Origin of the sequence: Bacillus sp. FSL W8-0770 (assembly GCF_038008705.1) — a bacterium.
Taxonomy (GTDB): domain Bacteria; phylum Bacillota; class Bacilli; order Bacillales; family Bacillaceae_G; genus Bacillus_A; species Bacillus_A cereus.
Genome location: NZ_JBBOZR010000001.1, coordinates 3,113,263 through 3,135,631, shown reverse-complemented (window position 1 = coordinate 3,135,631; position 22,369 = coordinate 3,113,263). Strand labels below are relative to the sequence as shown.

The following is a 22,369-nucleotide window of genomic DNA, read 5'->3' as shown; positions in this document are numbered from 1 at the left end:
AAGGGCTATGAAAATAAGTTTTTCTTCTTTACATCCTTTTGTGAATTTTTTCTATTATATCGGGGTGATGATACTATGTACGATGTGTCTTCATCCTCTTTTTTTAATTGGAGCAATAGTATTAATTATTATGTTAAATGTGATGCAAGGAAATAGCGAAAAGATAAGAAAGATGCTACCGAGCACAATTGTTTTCTTTTTTATGGTAATTTTATTTAATTCGTTATTAACGCATAGAGGTCGAACTACGTTATTTTGGTTAGGTGATAGCCGTATTAAGCTTGAGGCGATTATGTTTGGAATAGTAATGGGGTTATTACTAGTTGCAGTTATGTTTACGTTTGCGTCATACAATGATATTATTTCCAGTCATAAATTTTTATATTTGTTTTCAAGAATTTCACCGAAAGTTGCATTGTTAACGATGATTACAGTGAGATTTGTTCCTTTGTTTATAAGACGATTAAAGAAAATCACACTCGTCCAAAAAACGAAAGGTGTGCAGGTAGATTCAGGTTCGATAATTGAACGCGTCAAAAATGGTATGCAATTGCTGCAAGTATTATTAATTTGTTCATTAGAAGATGCACTGCAAACGGCAGATTCTATGCAAGCTCGTGGATTTGGTGTAACGAAGCGTACGACGTATATTCGCTATAGAATGGAGAGGCGTGATTGGTATACGCTCAGTTATTTAATCATTTTATTTATAGCTGCTATTGTATGTAGTAATTATGGCGGAGGGAAATTGATTATTTATCCGAAAGTCGAATCTATTTTATTCCAGCAATACGATGGAATGATGTTTGTATTATTTACACTGTTTATTAGTTTACCAATTATGATGGAAGGGAGAGAATGGATATGGTGGCGCATGCAGAAATAAACAATTTATCATTTGTATATGCTGATGAAAACGAATACGCGTTACAGCATATTTCTCTTTCTGTTCAAAAAGGTGAGTTTATTGCACTTGCTGGAGGATCGGGATCTGGGAAGACGACGTTATTAAAACATTTTAAAAAGGAGTTACTTCCAATTGGTACGCGTTCTGGAGAGATATTTTATGAGGGTGTTTTAATAGAGGAAGTAGCTGATTTGTTATCTGCCCAAGAAATTGGGATGGTATTTCAAAACCCAGAAAACCAGATCGTTATGGATACAGTGATTCAAGAATTAGCATTTTCTTTAGAAAATATCGGATTACCATCACATATTATTCAAAAAAGAATAGCAGAGCTTATTAGCTTTTTAGGATTTCAAGATTTATTGCATCAATCTGTTCATACGTTATCTGGTGGGCAGAAGCAGCTTGTCAATTTAGCTGCGGTATTAGTTATGCAGCCGAAATTGCTATTATTAGATGAACCGACAGCGCAGTTAGATCCAATCGCTGCAAAAGAGTTTTTAGGATTATTAAAACGGATTAATGAAGAACTTGGAATTACGATTATTTTAAGTGAACATCGTTTAGATGAAGTTATCCCGCTTGCAACACGCGTTGTTTGTATGGATAATGGCCGTATTATGTATGATGGTAGTCCTAAAATTGTTATTACGGATATGTGGGGAGTAGAAACATTCCGTCCATTTATTCCGCAAATTCCAAGGCTATTTTTAGAGTGGAATGTGAGAGATATTCCGTTTACAGTGCGAGAGGCGCAAATGAAAATGAATGATTTTGCAGCGATATCATATGTAAATGACCCAATAGCACAAAGTGAAAAGCAAGAGGTAATTTTAAGCGCAGAGCATATTTCGTTCCAATATGAAAAAAATAGTCCGCTTATTTTACGTGATTTATCAGTTTCGATTGAAAAAGGAAAATGGGTAGCGCTCGTTGGGAAGAACGGTACAGGTAAGTCTACACTGTTAACGATTTTAGCAGGATTACAAAAAGCGAGAAGAGGAAAAGTAAAGTGGAACGGAAAAGTGATACATAAAATCGATTCGAAAGAACGGTTTAAAAGTATTGGGTATGTATCGCAGCATCCGTATTACCATTTTACATTTGATACAGTATGGGACGAGGTTTATGAACGTGCGCGTGAATTATATGGAGAACAAGGAAAAGAAATAGCAGAAGATACGCTAAAACAGTTTTGGTTGTATTCGCTTAAAGAACGCCATCCGCACGATTGTAGCGGAGGAGAGCAACAATTACTTGCGTTATGTACGACGTTGTTATCAAAGCCGACTTTATTATTACTGGATGAACCGACAAAGGGATTAGATCCATGGAAGAAAGAAAGAGTAGGAGAGCTATTTAGGAAGCTACAAAAAGAAGGTACAACAATTGTAATGGCAACGCATGATATTGAGTTTGCAGCGAAATACGTGGATCAATGTATGATGTTATTTGATGGAACAGTCATTATGAATGATGCACCGAAAGAATTTTTTAGCGGCAACTTCTTTTATACAACATCTATTAATCGATTCATTCGAAAAGAATTGCCATATGCATTAACGTGGGAGGATGTGTACGAAGCTTGTCCAAACGATATGTTGCATTCATAATATGTATCTTTGCAGTAATAATCGGCACATTACTCTTTACGACACTTGTCATGGACGGTTATTACATGTTAAGTAGTTTGTTTATATTAGCGGTTATTATGTTACCTTTCTATATCCGTTTTGAAAGAAAGGCGTTTGTTTCACGTGAAATTGTTCTCGTTGCTGTATTAGCGGCAATTGCAGCAGTAAGCCGGGTACCATTTTCTATTTTACCAAGTGTACAACCAACTTCTTTTGTCATTATCGTTTCTGCAATTGTATTTGGAAGTGAAACTGGTTTTATGATTGGTGCTACAGCAGCAATCGTATCTAATATTTTTTTGGGACAAGGTCCATGGACACCGTGGCAAATGTTTTCGTGGGGCATGATTGGTTTTATAGCAGGTTTACTTCGTAATACATTTTTTATGAAAAAGCTATGGGGGAGACTTCTTTACGGAGTAATTGTTGGCTTTTTATTTGGCTGGATTATGAATTTCTGGGGCCTTCTCGGTTTTATACGAGAAGCAACATGGGAAACTGTCATTTCGTATTATATCGCAAGTTTTTACTTTGATTTGAGCCATGCGATTTCGAATGTTATTTTCTTATTACTATTTAGTACTTCATGGATTACGATTCTTACAAGATTTAAAAAGAAATACGGTATATTAGATGAGCATAACGTGACATAGAAAAGCATACTCATATAAGGTAGGGTCGCGACTTACATATTCGTTTGCCTCTTTCATGCTTCTTACATAATGTAAGGAGCATTTTTTTGTCAAAAAATCGATTCAATATGCATCCGCTATTATATAAAATTATTTGTATAATTGTAGGTGAGAACTTTTTTCAAAAGGGAGGTGTATAGTTAATGAAGTTAGTTATTCCGAAGCAACATGGTGCATGGGCTATGCTTGTTATTCCTTTTTTATTAAGTGTCATACTTGGGAAACCTACTATTTATCATATTCCATTGTTTTTAGCGTGGTTCTTTATCTATTTAGCCACGTATCCATTTCTTACGTACATAAAGCAAAGACGAAAAAAAGAGTTTTTACAAGCTGCCATTGTTTATTTTATTATTGCGTTCCTATTTGGGACGATTTCTTTATTATATGAGTGGCGAATTCTTTTATTCGTAATAGTAATGATTCCATTATTTATAGTGAATATGTATTACGCTCGTCAAAAAAATGAAAGAGCACTATTAAATGATATTTGTGCGATTATTGTGTTTTGTATCGGTGGGTTAATTAGTTATTACTTTTCAATGAAGCAAATCGATCATACAGCTATATTTATTGCACTTATTTCATTTTTATACTTTTTAGGTAGTACGTTCTATGTGAAAACGATGATTCGTGAAAAAAATAATCCGAAGTATCGTCTTATATCTTGGGGATATCATATCGTATTAACGATAATTGTATTTGCGATTAATCCGTGGTGTTCTCTTATTTTTATACCAAGTGTCATTCGAGCAATTGTGTTGTATGGCAAAAAAATTTCTATTATAAAAGTAGGAATTTTAGAAATTGCTAATTCTGTATATTTTTTAATCATAACGGCAATAATTATGAAGTATGCCATTTGAAAAAACTTCCCATCAATTGATGGGAAGTTTTTAATCTTTTTCTAAAATGTGAACGGTGTACTCGCAACGTTGAATAGCTTGTTCAACAGCATAAAGTGATTGTTCAATACGAGCGCGATTAAAATCTTTTTCAACTGTTTCGAGCGCTTCTTCTAAACAATTTTTAGCTTCTTGTAATGATTGAAAAGAATCTTGTACATATCCGCGAGCATTTTGATGCATTTCATAATCCTCCTTGCATGTTCGTATATGGGTAGTATGAACAGTAAGGAAGAAAATATAATTTGTTATATTTATTATATTTGTTTGACAATTAAAGTGGAATTACGTATAGTAAGAATTAAGTGAATATTTTCTTATCCAGAGAGGTGGAGGGACTGGCCCGATGAAACCCAGCAACCGCGATGCAGGTGCTAATTCCAGCAGAACATATTTGTTCTGGGAGATAAGACGAAGATATATACGTAACTTCTTCTTATCGGAGAGGTTTTTTTATTGCAAAAAAACCGATTACGAAAATTTATATTAAGAAGAAAGGGGTTGCGCATTACTGTGACACTCGAAAAATACGTAAAACTGCGTAGTACAGTTTATGAATATATGATAGAGCAAGATAAGCCGATATCATTGTTAGATATTCAAGAACATATCGTTTCGCATCATGAAGGAAAATTCACGAAAAAGATGTTGCATCAATTTTATTTATCAAGATTATTAGACGAACTAAAACTGGATGGGAAAATTACATTAGCTGATGAATATCTCTATGCTGAAAAAGGGGTATTGTATAAGGCGAGAAAAGGGAGCTAAGCTCTCTTTTTTCTTAAAATAACGGAGTATGTAGAGTAAAAGACTGCTAAAGCAGCCTGATACAGGGAATGGTGTTGAGTGTGTAGTGTCAAAAATTGAATGTGCCTGAAAGAGGCAATTCATATCGGCTGCAAATGAAAAGAGACACCTTCGCCGAATAGGTGTCAGTCGTTTTGTCACGTAGACTTGCTACTTAACAGTAATTAGAATAACATGCAGGATTTTTGAAGTCAAAAGGGAATTAAAGGAAGGGGTACAATTATGTACGCTTACTTATTAAAAGATATAACGAAATGGATCCCAAAGTACATTGTAGATAAGGGATATGAATATTATGAAGATGGGCATGTAGAAGATGTTGAAATACAAGATAAAAAAGTGTTTGCTTTCGTTACTGGAAATGCAGGGAATTATGAAGTAGTTATCGATCTCGAAGATTTTTCAGAAAGTAACTGTGAGTGTCCCTATGAAAATTATTGTAAACATATGGCGGCAGTTGTTTATGATATGCAAGGTGCTGGTGAGAGTGCAGTTAAAGAGAAACTGAAAGATTTAGAAAAAGAAGAGTTACTTATATTATTAAATCGATTGTTGCAAAGTTCGAAAAACGTACAAATTGTAGAGAAGTTATTAAAGAAGGGGAAACTTTAACGTATAGAGGGAGTTGTTTTGTAGTGAACGTACTAATTATATATGCCCATCCTAACCCTTCAAGTTTTAACGCGGCAATTTTCAATCATGTGCAAAAAGGACTACAGGAAACAAATCATTCAGTTACCGTACTTGATTTATACAAAGAACAATTTGATCCAGTCCTCGTATTTAATGAAGAGAAGAAAAGACGCGATTTAGTAAATGAAGAGGAAACAGCTCGGTATAGAACGTTAGTAGAAGAAGCAGATACACTTTTATTCATCTATCCAATATGGTGGTGGGGGATGCCAGCAATTTTAAAAGGTTTTATTGATCGTATTTTCGTAGCTGGATTTGCTTATAAATATGAAGGGGCTCTGCCGAAAGGATTATTGCAAGGGAAAAAAGCGTGGGTTATTAATACGTTAGACTCGCCTCTATGGTACGTCGCATTGTTATATCGATCAGTAGATTGGATTATAATGAAGAGAGGTGTTTTACGTTTTTGTGGCATTCGCGATATAAAACGGTCAGTGTTTCAATCTGTGAAAACGAGTAAAGTATCAAAGCGTGAGAAATGGTTATTACAAATAGAAGAAAAGGCTCGTGCATTATGAATGAAGTCGATCATATTATAAACTGTGTTCAGTATGATGGCGAACTTTTTCGGAAGTATGTTACATGTTTACTTCAATTGAAAAAATGTAGCGAAACATTTCAGCAAATTCAAATAGAGTTAAGAAATGATTATTTAATAAGAGGAATTTGTGAAAGAGAAGTTGATGAGGTAGTACGGGGAAGTAAAGAATATGAAATGCATTTTCTTCCTAAAGTATTACAGTGGAATTTTTTGAGGGGAAATCCACATCTAATTAAAAAAGTGTGCGAAGATTTTTTTGCATTTGAGTCATTACATCTTACGGAGTCAGAGTGGGAGAAGATTATAAATTGCGTGGGAAATAAGTGATTTATTATGTAAAAAAGCTAGTATAAAACTAGCTTTTCGTTTAAATAAATAAGAAACATAGACTAATAATAAAACCCGCATATAGTAAGTTCACAACACAAAATCCCATAATGTCACGAGCACCTAAACCAGCTATCGCTAATGCTGGTAATGCCCAGAAAGGTTGAATTAAATTCGTCCAAGCATCGCCCCATGCAATTGCCATTGCTGTTTTTGCAGCAGGTACACCAAGTTCAGCGCCAGCTGGAATCATAATTGGTGCTTGCACAGCCCATTGACCGCCGCCAGATGGAACGAAAATGTTAACAATGCCAGCACTTAAAAATGTAAAGAGCGGAAAAGTCGTTTCATTTGAAATGCTAATAAAGAAATTAGAAATAGCTCCTCCAAGTGAAAGTCCTTCACTATTTACTCCAATCATCATGCCCATAATTCCTGCGTAAAACGGAAATTGAAGTAAAATGCCAGAAGCACTTTTCGTAGAGTCTGAAAAAGCACGAATATACTGAATCGGAGTACGGTGGAAAATAAGACCTGCAATTAATAACATAAAAATCACGATATCGAGAGTAAGGTTAAAACCTTTCGTATAAAAGTAATTGAAAATATAAATGAGACCTAACAATCCAACGCAAAGTGTAATAATAATGCTATTTTCCATCTTTTCAGCGAACGTATTTTTTTCTACTTCTTGAGCAGCAGCTTCTTCATGGAACACGCTAGGATCTACTGTAATCGTATGTTTTTCATCTGGATGCATCGCTTTATTAATGAGAGGCATCGTAATGAGAAAAATAATAACTGGAACGAGAGCGTATGGTGAGAATAACGTTTCTGTTATTGGAATCGCCTCTTTAATACTTCCAGCAGTCGTTTTAATTAACGTTTCACCGCCTGTTGCTAACGTAAGAGGGATAGAGGCAGAAAGACCGGCATGCCAAATGAGAAATCCAGAGTAAGAAGAGGCGATTGCTAGTCTATAATCTAATCCGTCCAGCTGCCTTGCCACTTCTTTTGCGTATAAAACAGATACAACAATTCCAAAGCCCCAGTTTATGTATGCACCGAGTAAACTTACAATTGAAATGGCAATAATGCCTTGTCCAGTTGTTTTTGGTAGTCTGGCAGCTTTCGTTAATCCTTTTTTAATAAGAGGAGCATTTGCTAAAGCAGATCCAGTCACGAGTACAAGTGCCATTTGCATAGAAAAGGCGAGGAGTCCCCAAATTCCATTACCCCAGTGATTAATCATTTCTACAGGTGTTTGGTGAGTCGCAAACATACCAAAGAAGATAACGAAAACAGTTAGTAAACATGATAAAATAAACGGTTCTGGCAAGAAGCGTTGCACTAAGGCGACGCAACCATTTGTAAAGGAACGAAACAAAATAGATCAACCTCCTTATGTATATGTATTACAATTATTCGAGGTTGTTTAGGAGATAACCTTCAAAGTAAAGAAAATTCAGATATTTACAGAGTGGTAATTAGCTGGCTTCAAAGCTACTGTTGCAAAGGGAGAGGAGATTCAATACAATAGTGTTGCATTACATGAGAAATATGTTTTAGCACAAATCTAGCTAAAAATGTTTATACAAATACATTTAAAATTGATGGGGGAATTATGATCAAAAGTTTTTATCTTTTAAAGCCTAAAATGTTTACGGCAGATATATATTATAAAGTTTTTATTACAGGTGACTGTATATATTTTATAAAGATTGGCGGACAGTTTCATAGCCGACATGCTTATAAAAAACAATTACCTGGTATTTCAGAGCTATTGTTTTTGTTTTGGTTCAAAAAAATTGAGAAAAAACAATTAAACTTAGAAACTGAAATAGATGTAAAAATACATACTGGCGATGTACATGAACTCTTGCAATTAAAGAATAACTTTTCAATTGAAATAAATATAATTGAAGAGGTACTATTAAATAAACGAGGAACGTTTCATACAGGTTTTAATGATAATGGAACGATTTCCTTCATGTTAAAAAATGGTCAAAAAATAAAGTTCATCATCCCGGAAGAAACTTTATTTTCATCTATAGAAGAAATTTTCGACCAATATGAACAGACAATCTTTGTAAGGGAAGTGTTTTAATACATTCTCCAAAAGATGTGGATGTATAAGTTAAACGCTCAATTAAAATTGTAAACTGCTTATAAAATTTTCGATAGGTGTATTTTAGGTAATTGTTTTTTCAATCTTTTCTAATAACGAAAAGATAATTGGTATAGTAGTGTAAATAATGTACTGTAATGAAAAAGCTTCCACTACTGTGGAAGCTTTTCTAAATGATGTGCAATATCAATATACATATTTGAGTAAACCGAATGTATTTCATTACTTGGCGTTGCGTTAGAAGAGAAATGAACGATTACCATATTTGTTTTCGGATCGATGTAAAGTGTTTGTCCGTAACTACCTAACACTTCGAAAGCACCTTGTTCATTGTGCGGAATCCACCATTGATTATGATAAGAAATGGAAGCTCCAGGGGCAATTGCAAGTTCACCTTCTTGGACATTTTTTATATCTTTAGTAATAGAAGAAGGGAGAATTTGTTTTCCGTTATATTCCCCGTTGTTTAATAGTAATTGCCCGAATCTCGCCATATCTCTAGCAGTTGCATTTAATCCAGCACTAGCTTGTTCTACTTTTGTTTCATCTGTAACGTAATACGCGTTTTCTTCCATACCAATTTGAGACCAAATTCGTTCGCTTACATTTTCAGCTAGTGATTTACCAGTAATAGTTCTAATAATCCAAGCGAGCGTTTCTGTTGATCCGTTATTGTAAGAAAAGGCAGAACCAGGCGGTGCCGTTTCTTCGGCTTCTCGTAACATATCATAAATTTTCATCGGACCGTCGTAATTTTTGCCGCGGGGTAAAATATTGCTAGCTAAATATAATTGTGCATCTTGATTTTCTAGCCCAGGCTGCTCATATCCGTGGGTCGGGTATTCTGCTGACACTTGCATGTCCATTAATTGCTGAAGTGTGGCATTACCGAACGGTGTGTTTTTTAATTCTTTTATGTAAGTGTCAGCTGTTTTCTCTAAATCGATACGATTCTCTTCAGCGAGAGATTGTATAATTGCCCCGGTAAAGACTTTTGCTAATGATGCCATACCATGAGGTTCATTCTGTTTATACCCATTGAAATATCGTTCGTAAACAAGTTGTCCATTATGTACAACGACAAAAGCATCTGTTTTGTTATCATCTAAAAGTTTTTTTAGAGGAGTTGTATTTCCAAATCTACGCTCCACAGCAAAATCGTCTAAGTTTTGCAATGCGGAAGGGAAGTGAGCAATTTGGTCAGGATTGTTTTTTACGTCATTAACTAAAGTGAATTCTTTCATGTGTGTGTACGACCAACGTAAGTAAGGGTCATTTAACCAGTTTTCTTTTGTCACATTATGTTTTGATGGGGTCGTTTTATTTTGTTTGAAGTAAGTAAACCCAAGCCCTGTAATTACAAATATGAATGTTAGTATAAGTAAGAGTAGGGGAGATTTTTTTAGTTTCATATATGGCCCTCCTTTTTATTTCTACTATAAGTATACGCTCGTCTTGAAAGAAATACAAAATAAGGAAAGTAAACGGGGAAGTTTACTTTCCTTATTAACGTTAAGCGGAAATTTTTTCGTCTGTAGGTTGTTTCTTGAATTTTTGTTTTCGTCCGTGTAATCCATAATATAAAAGTAAAGTGAACGCAACGATAATAGCTGCGATAAAATACATATTATGATAACTGGATTTCGCTGCGACAATACCTAAAATGAAAGAACCAAAACCAATACCACTATCAAAGAATGAGAAATACGTAGCTGTCGCAGAACCACGTCTATGGTTTGGAGCGGCAGAAATCGCAATCGTTTGGAAACTCGGAATTAATGTCCCGTAACCTAAACCGATTAGCATACCTGCGCCAAGGAACCAAAATGAAGTTTGTGCTTGGCTTAATATGAACATTCCGATTGTGAAAATAATGATAGCAGGGTAAACGAGTACATTTTCACCGAAGCGATCAAAAATCTTTCCTGTAAATGGACGAGAAATGACAACAACAAGTGCGTATAAAATAAAGAAGTAACTTGCAATTTCACTTAAACCGAGTTCTTTCGCATAAATAGGAATAAAGGATAAAATACCACTATAAGAAAAGGCTAAAACAAATCCTGTAAGTGCAATCGGAATAGAAGATGGTTCGATTAAGTCTTTCCATTTCATTTTTTCACGTTTTTGTTTGCTAACAGGTGCTTCGTGCGGAATATCTACAAGTAGTCCTAATAAAAATGCAAGTAATGAAAATACGGAACAAACGATAAATAATACAGTAAACGAAAAATGAGAAATAATTGTTAAACCTAAAAAAGGACCAATTACCATCGGCAGACTCATAAATACGCCGAAATATGCAAGCGCTTCGCCTCGTCGATGAGCTGGCGCAACATCAGTTACAATCGTACCAGTAGCTGTCGTTGCCATCCCGAACCCAATACCGTGCAAGAAGCGAAGGGCAAGTAATAAGAATAAGCTTTGCGCACCGAAATACATAACAGTAGCGGCTAAAAATAATGAAAGTGAAATAAATAATATTTTCTTTCTTCCTAAATCATCGAGCCATTTTCCTGTGAATGGTCTACATAAAACAGAAGAAATAAGAAACACAGTTGCAACTAAACCAATTTCCTCAGGTTTTCCTTTTAGGCCGTCTATAACATAGACAGGCAGAGTAGTCATAAGCATGTAAAATGTTAAGAAGAGAAATAGACTACTAAAACAAGTTCCGAGGAAATCCTTCGTCCAAAGTTTCTCACTTTGCATCGTCATCCCTCCAATTTAATCTAAATTTTTAATAATTTGTTGTAACACTTGAAATGCTTGATGTAAATCATCCTCGTTAATACCTTCTAGCGTTTTTTCTTCGAAAGTATCAACTTCTTCTTGCCATATTGGAATCATCTTTATCGCTGTTTCGGATAAAGAAATGAGCTTCTCACGGCGATCTTTACCTTCTGTACGAATAATCCATCCCATCGTTTCCATACGTGTTAACGTACGAGTCATCGTTGGTGATTCAACATTTAAATACTGGCACAATTCTGTTTGCGTACAAGAACCAGTTTGATTAATGCGGAAAATAACAGCCCATTGCGCACTAAATAACCCTGTTGGAGATACACGTTCATTAAATTTCTTCGTAAACTTTCGAGAAGTCTGGCTGACGATGTGAAAAAAATGTTGTTTTTCGTCCATGTATTTTGATCCTTTCAAATTAGTTACCTAGCTAACTATATACTTTTTTATAATAATTGTCTAGTAATAGACATGTTGATTTATGTAAAAAATTCTTATAGGTTTTATGTTGCGAACGTACATTCTACGTGCTATTCTTTAATTAAGTAAAGAATTTTCTTTCTATTAAATAGAATGGGGGAACTTGTGATGATTAAGCCTGCAACAATGGAGTTTGTTTCACTATCGAACGGAGAAACGATTGCATATCAGGAAGTTGGAAGGCGAAATACAGATATTCTTGTACTCATTCACGGGAACATGACATCGTCACAACATTGGGATTTAGTCATTGAAAAATTGCAAAATCAATATCATATTTACGCTCTTGATTTAAGAGGATTTGGACAATCAACGTATAATCAATCGATAGATTCATTACAAGACTTTGCAGAAGATGTAAAATTATTTATCGACGAGTTAAAGCTAGAGAAATTCTCATTAATGGGCTGGTCAATGGGTGGTGGCGTTGCGATGCAATTTACAGCGAATCACCCAACTTTTGTAGAAAAGTTAATTTTAGTAGAATCAGTAGGAATGAAAGGTTACCCAATCTTTAAAAAAGATACGAATGGGCAGCCGATTGTATCAAGTTTAGTAAAGACGAAAGAAGAAATTGCACAAGATCCAGTACAAATCGCTCCAGTATTAGACGCGATAAAAAATATGAACAAACTATATTACCGTACAGTATGGAATCTATTAATATATACGCATAACCAACCTGAACCGGACCGTTATGAAAAGTATTTAGATGATATGTTAACGCAACGTAATTTCGTAGATGTGAATTATGCGCTCATTACATTTAATATTTCAGATGAACATAATGGGGTTGTAGAGGGAAGTAAGCAAATTCATCGTATTAAAGCGCCAACACTCGTCATACAAGGTGATAGAGATTATGTCGTTCCGCAAGTAGTCGGTGAGGAATTAGCGAAACATTTGCCAAATGCAGAGTTGAAGGTATTAGAAGATTGCGGACACTCGCCGTTTATTGATTGTTTAGATGTATTTATAAAACATGTAGAGAATTGGTTAGAACAGAAATAATCCCCGAAATGAAAGGTATTGCATATACTATAACATTGTAGGTAAAAGGGGAGATTATCAATGCATCAACCATTTTTCATCGCTTATTCGCCATATAATCATTACGCATATACAAAAATGATGATAAACCCGCTGTATATGCAAGTTTCGCCAGATGTAGTTCCTTTACAAATGCAATATCCGCAGCCACCAATCGCTAACACACAGCAATACTTATATGAAACTGCTTTTTATAAACATCCATACTTTAAGCAATTTCATAACAATGTGAAAGCACAAGTTTGGGAAGGATAAGGTAACAAGCTAAAAGATTCATTCTTTTAGCTTGTTTTTTATTGCGAATATTCGTACACGCATTTGCAGAAACAGTTTATAATGAAAAGTGGAAGCGTGAGAAGGAGAGGGAAAGGGATGTCAATGCGTTTTACTTTTTGGATTATGGTTGGGATTGTAGCAATCTCGGGTTTATCACAAGGAATGCTCTTACCGGCCATTGCAATGATTTTTGAACAAGAAGGGGTTAGTTCAAGTATTAATGGTATTCATGCGACGGCATTGTACATTGGGATATTAGTCATTTCGCCGTTTCTTGAAAAACCGATGCAAAGGTTTGGAATGAAGCCGATTATTGTTATAGGTGGGTTTCTCGTTATTATTTCATTATTCTTTTTTACACAAACATTTTCGTTTTGGGTATGGTTTATCCTTAGATTTCTAGTTGGAGTCGGAGATCATATGCTTCATGTCGGAACACAAACGTGGATCACGACAACATCAGACCCAAGTAAAATAGGGAGACAAGTATCGATATATGGTGTATTCTTCGGAATTGGTTTTGCCGTTGGTCCGTATTTAGCAAGCACTGTGCAGTACGGTCTTGCGACACCATTTATTATATCTACTATACTTTGTCTAATAGGTTGGCTTTTACTACTTCCAACAAAAAATGCATTCCCAGCGCAAGATGAAAGAGAAGTGAAGAGTGAATCATCATTTTCTCGTTATAAACAAGTTGTTGGATTAGGATGGATTGCATTGCTAGGTCCACTTGCATATGGCGTACTTGAAGCGATGTTAAACAGTAACTTACCAGTATACGCACTTCGTAAAGGGTGGTCTGTTTCAGATGTATCCTTCTTGTTACCAGCATTTGCAGTTGGGGGTATTATTACACAAATTCCGCTCGGTATATTAAGTGACAAATACGGAAGGGACCGCATATTAACGTGGACGTTTAGCATAAGTACGGGCATTTTTCTACTTGCCGCCGTATTTGATCAATATTACTGGATCGTCTTTGCCTGCATGCTTTTAGCGGGTATGGTTATTGGATCGTGCTTCTCTTTAGGGCTTGGATTTATGACTGATTTATTACCGAGACACTTACTACCAGCAGGTAATATATTATCCGGAATCGCTTTTAGTTTAGGAAGTATTATGGGACCTGTATTAGGCGGCGTATTTATAGAAAAAATACAGTATACAAGCTTTTTTATTGCGGTTATGATTATAATGGGAATTCTCGCAATGTTATATATGGTCTACATGAAAAATCAATTCGCATCAAGAAAAATAGAAAGTAGGTTAGGGCATGACAAAACAACCTGATAAAAAGAAATTTGAAGTACTTGAAAATGAAACAATTACAGACTGCTTAGCGCGTATGGAACAAGAAGGCTACGCTCCGTCTCGTCGTATGGAAGAGCCAATCTTTCATGAAGTAAAAAAAGACGGCAAAACAGTAGTTGAACCGTGCGGTAGGAAGATTGTTTTTGAAGGGAAATTGAAGTAATCCAATAACAAATTCTCTTTATAGTATAGAGCCATCCAATAGTTGGGTGGCTTGTTTTTTTATTAATCAATGCAGGAATTGAATAGAATGAATCTCTCGTTCATTTCTCCTAATGGGCTTCTTTATATGGGACAAAAGATTGCTACTTTTTTCGTATATTGGTAAAATAAGTTCTTGGGTCTTACTTATTGTTATCGGTATAATGTTTGTCGCTTGAATGAAAGAAATTAGTTACAAAAATTTCGCACTATGTAAAGGGGTACAGCAACGATCCCTTTTTTGGAGGCACTTTAAACATAAAGCGAGAGAAGAGGCTATATGAACGATTCTCCTATCTTGTTTAAATATTAAACGAGTTATTGCAATTGGAATAGGTATATCAAACTAGTCGACATCCTGATGGATCATCTTTTTCTAGTAACCTATCACTTCTGATGGAATCGATAGATTGCTAGAAAGCGGAAAACAATTATTAGTATATTCCGAAGCAGGTGTAACAGAGTGTCCTTCCATAATTAAGGGTAAAACCAAAATACGTTGTTGTAAAGAATGATTTGTTAGAACTGGTTATAAGGAATAAAACAGAAAAGAGGATCACATGTTAGATACTTTACAGAGAAGTAAAAAGTTTTTTTTAGTATGTCTTATTTTTTTAGTGCTTTTAACCGCTTGTGGTAATACAGATGTTAAGACATCTAAAGCTTCATTACCACCGGCTGAATCCAATATAGATACATCATTAAAAGCACCAAATTGGGTAGAGAAAAGTCCTATCCAACAGTCTCCTAATTTTACTGAAGATAAAAAAATACAATCGGTTGTGAATTTAATAGCAACGGGTGATAATTTATATCATGACGCAGTAATTAAAGATGGCAAACAAAAAGACGGTTCATATGATTATAATTATATTTATGAAAATATCAAAAAAGCTGTTAAATCAAGTGATCTTGCTATAGTGAACCAGGAGACTCCGATTGCCGGAAATAATTTAAAAGTACAGGGATATCCGACTTTCAATACACCTGAAGAAGTAGGCCAATCTTTAGTGGACACTGGATTCAATATAGTGACGCAAGCGACAAATCACGCTATGGATATGGGTATTAAAGGTGTTGCGAATACAAGAGAATACTGGAAGAAATATCCGGATGTTATCCCGGTAGGTATTAATGAGAGTAAAAACGAGCGTAATGAAATAAAAACGATTACAAAAAATGGTATTCGTTTTGCGTTACTAAATTATACATATGGTACGAATGGAATTAAAATTCCAGCTGATAAGTCTTGGGCTTTAAATTTAATTGATAAAAAAGCGATACAAAATGATGTGGAAAAGGCAAAGAGTAGCTCTGATATGGTGATTGTTATGGTGCATTGGGGAGTAGAATATACCTCAACACCTTCAAAGCAACAAAAAGAAGTTGCTCAATATTTAACAGATTTAGGTGTAGATGTAGTAATTGGAAATCATCCACATGTAATTCAACCAATTGAGTGGAAACAAAATAAAGATGGACATGAAACGCTAATCTATTATTCTCTTGGAAATCTTATTTCTGCGCAAGAAAAATTAGAAACATTAGTTGGAGGATTATCTTATGTACAATTTGTTAAGTATGAAGATAAAACTTTTGGTATACGACAAGCGGCAATCGTACCGACAGTAACCGACTATGCCGATGGTAAGAAACAATTTAAAATTCAATTTTTAAAAGATTATTCGGATGAAAATTCTAAAAAACATGGAATTAAAAAATTTGTCGGCCCCGTTTCTTTGAAGGATTTCAAGGAGATTCCTAGAGACGTGTTGGGAAATTGGTATAAAGACTAATAAACAAAAAGGGAATGAGATACAATTAAAAAATTTATAATTTTAGCATTGGTATTAGCAATGGGATGGAGTCTTGCTGCTTGTAGTGGAAAGCAAACATCTCAGGCAACTACTAATAATAACGATAAAAATAAAAATGAAATACATGCGAAGAAAAAAGATGTTTTACCTATCTCTGATGTTAATGATTGGAGAATTATCCTTGTAAATAGAGAGCATATGTTATCAAAGGAACTAGGAATTGAATTAACAAGTATCACTCAAAATGCGAAGCCAAATATGAAAATAGATAGTAGAATTGCAACTTCCTATCAGGATATGGTAGCAGCTGCAAAAAAAGAGGGAATCAATCTTTATTTAAGATCAGGTTATCGAGCTATAAAATTACAACAAACGTATTATGATGCTTCAGTTAAAAGCTATAAATCTCAAGGTTTGTCGGATAAAGAGGCTAGTGCTAAGGCATTGGAATATCTTCAGTATCCTGGTGCAAGTGAACATCATACTGGATTAGCGTTAGACATTATTTCAGTTGAATGGCAAAATACTGTAGAAGATTTAAATGCAAAATTTGAAACTACCGATGCATTCAAATGGTTAGATAAGAATGCTGCAGAATATGGGTTTACTCTCCGCTATCCAAAAGATAAAGAGAATATTACTGGCATTAAGTATGAGCCATGGCACTATCGTTATGTAGGAAAAGAAGTTGCCGTTTATCTAAAAGAAAAAGGGTTAACTTTAGAAGAATATAACGAAAAAATTAAGTCTGGTAAGTAAAAATATGCTTTAATTTTATTAAACATTATGCACTGCTACAAGAAAAGGTGAATCTGAGGATGTGTTAACCTTCCGCCTAGTATTGTAAAAACTGAGTATGATAATTTGAGCACGTATGAACCAGTTATCGTGTAAAAAGATGTATGTATTAAGAAATTAAAGTTAAGGATCTGATATTCATATCAGATCCTTTTTCTATTGTTCTTTTAAGCGCGACTGAGCCAAAATATTGGAATGAATATAGAAATAAAACAGCCTAAGGAATAGTATAACGAATCAGGGAGCCTACTCGTACGCTTCATTGGGATTATCCAGAAATAGTTGTTGATGAAATAAGAAAGAACTGGTCTTACTCTCAAGCAAGGATTTAATATGAATGAATTGGATAAAAGGTAGTAATAAAAAACACTGCGCCTGGCAGTGTTTTTTATTATTTCTGCACATAAATACATAGTCATATTGATTAAAGTTTCACTTTATTGAAGAAAAATGCGAAAGCCATTCATAAAATATGGAAATGTTAAAATCCCTTTGATAAAATAGCAATATGTAAAAATAATTATTTGTTAATTCTTAATGTAATGAATATTCATGTTTAAATATACGAATTTAACTACATAGTTATTGTGCTAAAGGGGGAGAAAGATGTTAGATGAATTGTACAATGCTTTTTTAAATGCGTCTGGTTTTACAGAAAGTGCGAGGAAACGAGATCGGTATGATGATTTACATGATTATTTAAAAGATAAAGAAAGAGAGTTAAAGCAATTCATTCAAGAGGCTGAATCAGCAAAGAGAGAGTATGAGAGTAAAAGTAATGGCTTAGAAGCTAATAAAATTCCGGCAGTTGAATTTGAACAAAAACGTCATGAAAAGGATGAAGACTTAAATACAGTATTATCCTATTTTAAAAGTGCATTAAGCGATATTGGATCTGCAAAAAGTACAGCTTATGCAAAGTATTTGGAATATAAAGCGAAAGCAGAATCGGAGAAAGCGTCAGCATACGCCGCAGCGACCAAGGCTTTTGAAGAAAAGAAAAAGGAATTTGAAAACTTTATCCATTAAGCATACAAAGAATGGAGGGAACCAACATGAGTGGTAAAGAGGTTGAAATTATAGGAGGTAACACTGCAAGTGCCATTTCTTACGCACAAAACATTGAAAATGGTATGCAGGATTCTTTAAACCAAGCGAAAGACTTAAAAGCATATGTCACAGGTGCGAAATGGAATGGAAAAACGAGAGATGCATTTTTAAGTTATCTTGATTTGATCATTCAATATAATTCAGAAATGGTAGAGGCATTTGAAGGACATACGAAAGCTTTGAAAGAGTTAGATAAAAGCATTCAAACGTACGGAGATAAATCGGAAGTAAGGGCGATAAAACAACTGTGATGGAGAAACGAGGGATAAAAGAATGGGGAAAGAAATGAGTTTTGCACCTGCTGAATTATATGTTCTCGCAGGTGCAGCTGGGGTTACCGATATATTTGGATTGCCAAACCGTGACGCAATTATTTTACTTGATGCAGAATGTGTCACGAAAGCAACTACGAGTTTAAAAGAAAAAGGCCTACTTACAAGTGAAAATGGAATTACCCCTGCAGCTTTTCAAATAATTGAACTATTAAAGGAATATGAAAATTGTCATGAATACACGAGAATGAATAATGTATTAATTGGCTTTTTAAAAGAGGATAAAGACCGAGTGGCTGTATTAACAGAAATAGAGCCAAATAAAAAATACGAAATTGACTACATACCAAAGCCAGACGTATATTTTTCCTTATTAACACGCATACCCTTCTTATTTAGAGAACCGAGGGAAATAGAAGATACATTTTTCTCAAAGAGAATGACAGAAGAAGAACAACAAACATTTGAGGAAAAAGATTTATCAAATAAAGACGTTATAGCGATAGAAACGTATACGAGGCCTCGAAGTAATAGAGGAGGGAAATGGGAATGTTTCTTATATTTCACTGAAGGAGAAGATTTCGTTCAAATAGATGTAGATCGTAATCGATATGACTGGGTGAGCCTCTATGCGGTTAATAAGAAATTGTATGACGTGTTAAAAATGCCATATAAAAAGTTAATTGACCCGAGACAATTCTCGTTAGGAGGTATTCAATAATGCAAGTATCAATGGGAGATAGTGGTTCTGGTGGTGGAGAAGAAGTATTAGTTAATTTTCAAGAACTACTTGATATAGTAATGAAGTTAGAAAATATATATAAAATCCATGTAGACGTCATTGGAACGAATATTGAGAGTTTATTAAGCTGTGATTTTTATCAAAAAGGTGAAGCGATGAGAGTAATTGAAAAATATCCTGATATATTACACAAAACACTAGAATTGGCTGAACACTATTCTAGGTCAGCGACAGTTGTAGGGAATGTATGTGTAGAAATGCTTGAAAAGGACGAACAATTACGTGAAATATTAAGTAAGTTGTAGAAATCACCATACGGCTGGGGGGATGAAAACGAGATGGATGTGAAATATAGACCTGAACCATGGCAAAACATGGGGGATGGTATGAATCGAATTACAAAAGATGCACTCATGAAATTACGGGAAGCAAATGAATCATTAAAAAGAATTGATGGAAGAATACGAGATTTAGACTCGGATGGTAGTATACATTTTAATCCTAAAGATCAATCGCAAAAAATCGGGGAATTACTTGATAGTTATACGACATTACAAAAATATTGCGGAGAAGCAGGGCAATTAGTCTCTGAACATATAGATAAACCTTTTTTAGTAGAAATGGATAAATTCGCTCAAAAAATGAGAGATACATCTATTCTCAGTTTTGAAACAAATAACCGAATTGGCTCTACAACAACGACAGTATTACCAGGTGCGCATGCAGGCTACGGAAGTGTACCACAAACAATACAGAAGAAGAAAGATAAAATAACAGTAGAAGATATTTTTAGAGATTCTCCTGCATTTGATAACGTACTTAGGGCAGAATACAAAGAACTAAAAAAACAAAATCCAGATGCAAAATTAAATTATGAAGAATACAAGAAAGTAGTCCCATCCACACGAGGATTTGAATACAAATCGATAGAAGATGAACAGAAAAAACTAGAAATGGTGCGAGACATAGGAATAGGCGTAGGAATCATCATCACAACAATCCTTTGTCCACCACTTGGGGCCGCTGCCGCAGTAGTATACGGAGGTGTACAAATAAAAAGCGGTATCGACGGAGAAGACTGGGGAACACATAGGAAATTGAGCCAAGAAGAGCGGGTAGGAAACATCATTTTTGGCGGATTAGATGCAATCCCAGTTGTTGGAGCAGTAGGAAAAGGAGTAAAAGCATTCAAAGGGACGAGTGAATTAGCTGATTTAGCCAAATTATTAAAATTCAAAGAAGGAATGCCTGGTTTTAATCCAAATTTGGGTAAAAATGTGGTACAATCGCTTAAGGAAAATAAGAATTTAAAAAATGCACTAGATGCTATGAAAAATACTCCTATTCCAGTAGCAGTTAGGACGGTGGATACTGGAATAGGAATGAAGCTTCCTTATATAGAATCTTCAACTGTTGGAGAAGTAGCTGGAAAGTTTTCAAAGGCAAGTACGGCAGCTAAGGATGACGCTTATCAACTTGCTAAGGGTACGGGTAACACTGTAAGCAATTATCTTGATGATATAGTCGAGGCTGGTAGTGTCAATGCCACAAAGATGAATAAGCTTAAAAATGCTATTCAAAATAATACTTTTAGTGTAGATGAGTTGTCTGAGGTTAGAAAAAAGATGTCTGATTTAGGCATTACTAAAGAATATAATGAAGCATTAATTAAACTTAATTTTGGTAAATATCTTAGAGGACTAATAGGTGACCCACCTACTGCTATGATAGATCCACATGCACATCATATTTTATTTAAAAAGGGTTTAGGTGAGGCTCAACAAAAACTTGTTCAAGAAGGTCAAGAATTATTAAGGAAATATGGTATTGATCCTATAATTGGTAAAGAAAATTTAGTTTGGGCGCCAAATAGAGTTGCCGGACAACATAGTATTGCAGCTTTAGAGAATGTTGTAAATCAATTGAAAGCAGTTGATGCGGCAGGTGCAGATTTAGATGATATTATTGAAATACTAGAAGACCTTGGAAAACAAGCTGCTTCTAGGAAATAGAACTTAAAGGAGAAATTAACATGGATAAGACTCAATTTGCAAAAGATATTAGAAGTGCCATAAAAAGTGGTCAATTGGATACTTTAAGAGATTTACTTGAGAAAGAACCAGAAATGTTAACATGGATGACACCTTTTGGTACATGGTTACATGTAGCGGCAGCTCATGGACATTTAGCGATAGTAGAATATCTTATTAATGCTGGAATAGAAATTAATGCACAAGGTGGAACTTTCTCTACAAATGCTCTTGAAAGAGCAACTACAAAAGGACATTTAGATATTGCTGAATATCTAATTAGTCGGAATGTAGAGATTGATATTAGTGAACCAGATAGAAATCCTCTGTTTGCTGCAATATACGGTGGGCATTTGGAGATTGTTAAATTGTTAGTTGAGAACAATATAGATATATCTATAAAATACTCTGGTGACACCATGAAAGATATGGATGCTTATGCATTTGCTATTGAAAGAGGGCAAACAGAAATTGCTGAATATTTAAAGCAGAAGATGGATGAAAAAAAATAGGCTGTTAAAAAGTACATACTTCATGATGGTTGTCCCGTTATGGAGTATTATGTGCAATGATAGAATAGAAAATGAAGTACGAGCTTAGGCGAAATGACATTTTACTGTACAACGAATACAAAGACATGGAATGGGCATAAAACTAACGAACTCGTAATTTTTAAGGTAGTAGTTGTCACGATATATAAAAGGTATCATACTGTTTCCATAAAACTTACAAATTTAATGCTACTTAAAAGCATATGAACTTAAAGCACTTGATTGTCTACGAAAGGCAACAAGTGCTTTTTTAATAGATAAGCATGCTATAAATTTATAAAAATTATTTTTATGAATTAAAGCTAACAAAAATTACTAGTATTATATAACTAGAACTACATTAGCA

At 34.7% G+C, this 22,369-nt stretch carries 26 protein-coding genes and 1 riboswitch; of the genes, 21 read left to right on the top strand and 5 right to left on the bottom strand.

What is annotated here, in order from left to right; genetic code table 11:
- Positions 1-7 precede the first annotated feature (7 nt).
- The 4 genes from NST27_RS16135 (at position 8) to NST27_RS16120 (ending at position 4,099) form a co-directional block, all read left to right on the top strand.
- A complete protein-coding gene (locus tag NST27_RS16135; protein WP_002178524.1) occupies positions 8-886 on the top strand; it encodes an energy-coupling factor transporter transmembrane component T in 879 nt (292 codons plus the stop codon).
- A complete protein-coding gene (locus NST27_RS16130; protein WP_025708760.1) occupies positions 859-2,520 on the top strand; it encodes an ABC transporter ATP-binding protein in 1,662 nt (553 codons plus the stop codon). The genes NST27_RS16135 and NST27_RS16130 overlap by 28 nt, the downstream gene beginning before the upstream one ends.
- Entirely contained in the window at positions 2,493-3,194 is a 702-nt protein-coding gene (locus NST27_RS16125) for an ECF transporter S component (RefSeq protein ID WP_000044901.1), read from the top strand. Before NST27_RS16130 ends, NST27_RS16125 begins: the two co-directional genes overlap by 28 nt.
- Positions 3,195-3,376: 182 nt before the next feature.
- A complete protein-coding gene (locus tag NST27_RS16120; RefSeq protein ID WP_000779976.1) occupies positions 3,377-4,099 on the top strand; it encodes a YwiC-like family protein in 723 nt (240 codons plus the stop codon).
- A gap of 30 nt (positions 4,100-4,129) precedes the next feature.
- On the opposite strand, the gene NST27_RS16115 is transcribed toward NST27_RS16120, so the two are convergent.
- A complete protein-coding gene (locus NST27_RS16115; RefSeq protein ID WP_000554032.1) occupies positions 4,130-4,321 on the bottom strand; it encodes a hypothetical protein in 192 nt (63 codons plus the stop codon).
- Between the two features lie 131 nt (positions 4,322-4,452).
- A riboswitch (SAM riboswitch) is annotated at positions 4,453-4,551 on the top strand.
- Between the two features lie 100 nt (positions 4,552-4,651).
- Here NST27_RS16115 and NST27_RS16110 point away from each other — a divergent pair.
- From NST27_RS16110 to NST27_RS16095, 4 genes are all read left to right on the top strand, one after another.
- Positions 4,652-4,909, top strand: a complete 258-nt coding sequence (locus NST27_RS16110) for a hypothetical protein (protein ID WP_000171476.1) — start codon at positions 4,652-4,654, stop codon at positions 4,907-4,909.
- Between the two features lie 261 nt (positions 4,910-5,170).
- Positions 5,171-5,560, top strand: coding sequence for an SWIM zinc finger family protein (locus tag NST27_RS16105; RefSeq protein ID WP_000271527.1), 390 nt, complete (start codon positions 5,171-5,173; stop codon positions 5,558-5,560).
- A gap of 23 nt (positions 5,561-5,583) precedes the next feature.
- Positions 5,584-6,159 (top strand): NAD(P)H-dependent oxidoreductase, encoded by a 576-nt coding sequence (locus NST27_RS16100; RefSeq protein WP_001101573.1) that lies wholly within the window; start codon positions 5,584-5,586, stop codon positions 6,157-6,159.
- Positions 6,156-6,509 (top strand): hypothetical protein, encoded by a 354-nt coding sequence (locus NST27_RS16095; RefSeq protein WP_047386544.1) that lies wholly within the window; start codon positions 6,156-6,158, stop codon positions 6,507-6,509. The genes NST27_RS16100 and NST27_RS16095 overlap by 4 nt, the downstream gene beginning before the upstream one ends.
- Positions 6,510-6,549: 40 nt before the next feature.
- On the opposite strand, the gene NST27_RS16090 is transcribed toward NST27_RS16095, so the two are convergent.
- Positions 6,550-7,896 carry a short-chain fatty acid transporter gene (locus NST27_RS16090; protein WP_000490031.1) on the bottom strand — a complete coding sequence of 449 codons (1,347 nt, stop codon included), beginning with the start codon at positions 7,894-7,896 and terminating at the stop codon, positions 6,550-6,552.
- A gap of 237 nt (positions 7,897-8,133) precedes the next feature.
- On the opposite strand from NST27_RS16090, the gene NST27_RS16085 reads away from it, so the two are divergent.
- The gene (locus NST27_RS16085) at positions 8,134-8,616 is read left to right on the top strand and encodes a hypothetical protein (RefSeq protein WP_000597308.1); all 483 of its coding nucleotides are present in this window, start codon (positions 8,134-8,136) and stop codon (positions 8,614-8,616) included.
- Positions 8,617-8,789: 173 nt separating this feature from the next.
- Here the strand turns inward: NST27_RS16085 and NST27_RS16080 are convergent, their stop codons facing one another.
- The 3 genes from NST27_RS16080 to NST27_RS16070 form a co-directional block, all read right to left on the bottom strand.
- Positions 8,790-10,049 (bottom strand): serine hydrolase domain-containing protein, encoded by a 1,260-nt coding sequence (locus tag NST27_RS16080; protein WP_000768741.1) that lies wholly within the window; start codon positions 10,047-10,049, stop codon positions 8,790-8,792.
- 100 nt (positions 10,050-10,149) lie between these two features.
- Positions 10,150-11,349, bottom strand: a complete 1,200-nt coding sequence (locus NST27_RS16075) for an MFS transporter (RefSeq protein WP_001190317.1) — start codon at positions 11,347-11,349, stop codon at positions 10,150-10,152.
- A 15-nt stretch (positions 11,350-11,364) separates the two neighbouring features.
- Positions 11,365-11,781 carry a MarR family winged helix-turn-helix transcriptional regulator gene (locus NST27_RS16070; protein ID WP_000343675.1) on the bottom strand — a complete coding sequence of 139 codons (417 nt, stop codon included), beginning with the start codon at positions 11,779-11,781 and terminating at the stop codon, positions 11,365-11,367.
- A gap of 189 nt (positions 11,782-11,970) precedes the next feature.
- Between NST27_RS16070 and phaZ the strand changes: the two genes are divergently transcribed.
- From phaZ to NST27_RS16010, 12 genes are all read left to right on the top strand, one after another.
- Complete coding sequence (gene phaZ / locus NST27_RS16065) at positions 11,971-12,873, top strand: intracellular short-chain-length polyhydroxyalkanoate depolymerase (protein WP_000594888.1); 903 nt, start codon at positions 11,971-11,973, stop codon at positions 12,871-12,873.
- Between the two features lie 60 nt (positions 12,874-12,933).
- Entirely contained in the window at positions 12,934-13,167 is a 234-nt protein-coding gene (locus NST27_RS16060) for a hypothetical protein (protein WP_047386536.1), read from the top strand.
- 117 nt (positions 13,168-13,284) lie between these two features.
- Positions 13,285-14,481, top strand: coding sequence for an MFS transporter (locus tag NST27_RS16055; RefSeq protein ID WP_000062798.1), 1,197 nt, complete (start codon positions 13,285-13,287; stop codon positions 14,479-14,481).
- Complete coding sequence (locus tag NST27_RS16050; RefSeq protein WP_000166258.1) at positions 14,465-14,665, top strand: NETI motif-containing protein; 201 nt, start codon at positions 14,465-14,467, stop codon at positions 14,663-14,665. Before NST27_RS16055 ends, NST27_RS16050 begins: the two co-directional genes overlap by 17 nt.
- Positions 14,666-15,263: 598 nt before the next feature.
- Complete coding sequence (locus tag NST27_RS16045; protein WP_000887605.1) at positions 15,264-16,499, top strand: CapA family protein; 1,236 nt, start codon at positions 15,264-15,266, stop codon at positions 16,497-16,499.
- Between the two features lie 48 nt (positions 16,500-16,547).
- On the top strand, positions 16,548-17,279 hold the full coding sequence (locus NST27_RS16040) for a M15 family metallopeptidase (RefSeq protein ID WP_000241986.1): 732 nt from the start codon (positions 16,548-16,550) through the stop codon (positions 17,277-17,279).
- 645 nt (positions 17,280-17,924) lie between these two features.
- Positions 17,925-18,347 carry a hypothetical protein gene (locus NST27_RS16035; protein WP_000883462.1) on the top strand — a complete coding sequence of 141 codons (423 nt, stop codon included), beginning with the start codon at positions 17,925-17,927 and terminating at the stop codon, positions 18,345-18,347.
- A gap of 26 nt (positions 18,348-18,373) precedes the next feature.
- Entirely contained in the window at positions 18,374-18,679 is a 306-nt protein-coding gene (locus tag NST27_RS16030) for a WXG100 family type VII secretion target (RefSeq protein WP_000014532.1), read from the top strand.
- 22 nt (positions 18,680-18,701) lie between these two features.
- On the top strand, positions 18,702-19,421 hold the full coding sequence (locus NST27_RS16025) for a DUF5081 family protein (protein WP_000514117.1): 720 nt from the start codon (positions 18,702-18,704) through the stop codon (positions 19,419-19,421).
- Entirely contained in the window at positions 19,421-19,747 is a 327-nt protein-coding gene (locus NST27_RS16020; RefSeq protein ID WP_001198201.1) for a hypothetical protein, read from the top strand. Before NST27_RS16025 ends, NST27_RS16020 begins: the two co-directional genes overlap by 1 nt.
- 33 nt (positions 19,748-19,780) lie before the next feature.
- Positions 19,781-21,454, top strand: a complete 1,674-nt coding sequence (locus NST27_RS16015; RefSeq protein ID WP_000382743.1) for an AHH domain-containing protein — start codon at positions 19,781-19,783, stop codon at positions 21,452-21,454.
- A 20-nt stretch (positions 21,455-21,474) separates the two neighbouring features.
- On the top strand, positions 21,475-21,984 hold the full coding sequence (locus NST27_RS16010) for an ankyrin repeat domain-containing protein (protein WP_000361849.1): 510 nt from the start codon (positions 21,475-21,477) through the stop codon (positions 21,982-21,984).
- The last annotated feature ends 385 nt before the right edge of the window (positions 21,985-22,369 follow it).

Excerpts from the sequence above, each read along its gene's own strand:
- NST27_RS16135 (WP_002178524.1), top strand. The coding sequence starts at position 8 with ATGAAAATAAGTTTTTCTTCTTTACATCCTTTTGTGAATTTTTTCTAT.
- NST27_RS16130 (WP_025708760.1), top strand. The coding sequence starts at position 859 with ATGGATATGGTGGCGCATGCAGAAATAAACAATTTATCATTTGTATAT.
- NST27_RS16120 (WP_000779976.1), top strand. The coding sequence starts at position 3,377 with ATGAAGTTAGTTATTCCGAAGCAACATGGTGCATGGGCTATGCTTGTT.
- NST27_RS16115 (WP_000554032.1), bottom strand. The coding sequence starts at position 4,321 with ATGCATCAAAATGCTCGCGGATATGTACAAGATTCTTTTCAATCATTA.
- NST27_RS16105 (WP_000271527.1), top strand. The coding sequence starts at position 5,171 with ATGTACGCTTACTTATTAAAAGATATAACGAAATGGATCCCAAAGTAC.
- NST27_RS16095 (WP_047386544.1), top strand. The coding sequence starts at position 6,156 with ATGAATGAAGTCGATCATATTATAAACTGTGTTCAGTATGATGGCGAA.
- NST27_RS16085 (WP_000597308.1), top strand. The coding sequence starts at position 8,134 with ATGATCAAAAGTTTTTATCTTTTAAAGCCTAAAATGTTTACGGCAGAT.
- NST27_RS16080 (WP_000768741.1), bottom strand. The coding sequence starts at position 10,049 with ATGAAACTAAAAAAATCTCCCCTACTCTTACTTATACTAACATTCATA.
- NST27_RS16075 (WP_001190317.1), bottom strand. The coding sequence starts at position 11,349 with ATGCAAAGTGAGAAACTTTGGACGAAGGATTTCCTCGGAACTTGTTTT.
- NST27_RS16070 (WP_000343675.1), bottom strand. The coding sequence starts at position 11,781 with ATGGACGAAAAACAACATTTTTTTCACATCGTCAGCCAGACTTCTCGA.
- phaZ (WP_000594888.1), top strand. The coding sequence starts at position 11,971 with ATGATTAAGCCTGCAACAATGGAGTTTGTTTCACTATCGAACGGAGAA.
- NST27_RS16060 (WP_047386536.1), top strand. The coding sequence starts at position 12,934 with ATGCATCAACCATTTTTCATCGCTTATTCGCCATATAATCATTACGCA.
- NST27_RS16055 (WP_000062798.1), top strand. The coding sequence starts at position 13,285 with ATGTCAATGCGTTTTACTTTTTGGATTATGGTTGGGATTGTAGCAATC.
- NST27_RS16050 (WP_000166258.1), top strand. The coding sequence starts at position 14,465 with ATGACAAAACAACCTGATAAAAAGAAATTTGAAGTACTTGAAAATGAA.
- NST27_RS16045 (WP_000887605.1), top strand. The coding sequence starts at position 15,264 with ATGTTAGATACTTTACAGAGAAGTAAAAAGTTTTTTTTAGTATGTCTT.
- NST27_RS16035 (WP_000883462.1), top strand. The coding sequence starts at position 17,925 with ATGTTAGATGAATTGTACAATGCTTTTTTAAATGCGTCTGGTTTTACA.
- NST27_RS16030 (WP_000014532.1), top strand. The coding sequence starts at position 18,374 with ATGAGTGGTAAAGAGGTTGAAATTATAGGAGGTAACACTGCAAGTGCC.
- NST27_RS16025 (WP_000514117.1), top strand. The coding sequence starts at position 18,702 with ATGGGGAAAGAAATGAGTTTTGCACCTGCTGAATTATATGTTCTCGCA.
- NST27_RS16020 (WP_001198201.1), top strand. The coding sequence starts at position 19,421 with ATGCAAGTATCAATGGGAGATAGTGGTTCTGGTGGTGGAGAAGAAGTA.
- NST27_RS16015 (WP_000382743.1), top strand. The coding sequence starts at position 19,781 with ATGGATGTGAAATATAGACCTGAACCATGGCAAAACATGGGGGATGGT.
- NST27_RS16010 (WP_000361849.1), top strand. The coding sequence starts at position 21,475 with ATGGATAAGACTCAATTTGCAAAAGATATTAGAAGTGCCATAAAAAGT.